Annotated in this window: 1 pseudogene; it reads left to right on the top strand. The window is 43.8% G+C overall.

The annotated features are described in order from the left end of the window. Positions 1-276, top strand: a pseudogene (locus AAEY72_RS14745) (hypothetical protein); the annotation flags it as partial.

The following is a 276-nucleotide window of genomic DNA, read 5'->3' as shown; positions in this document are numbered from 1 at the left end:
CCTGTTGAAAGCGCCGTACAAGATGTACTGGTGCGCCCAGTAAAATTGTTTGATGTGACACAGTCATCAGGCAATACCATTCGTCAGTTTCCTGCAAGAGTCGAAGCAAATAGCCGTGCAGAATTATCATTTAGGATTTCAGGCCAACTTGTTAGACTGGATCTTGTTGAAGGCCAACATGTTAAACAAGGTTTTTTACTGGCTCAATTAGACGATCGCGATGCGCATAATAATTTAATGACTCGTGAGGCCGAGTATGACTTGTTGCTCGCAGAC

Origin of the sequence: Psychrobacter sp. W2-37-MNA-CIBAN-0211 (genome assembly GCF_040309405.1) — a bacterium.
Taxonomy (GTDB): domain Bacteria; phylum Pseudomonadota; class Gammaproteobacteria; order Pseudomonadales; family Moraxellaceae; genus Psychrobacter; species Psychrobacter glaciei.
Note: the sequence above shows the minus strand (reverse complement) of the source record. Positions and strands in the feature narration are given on the sequence as shown.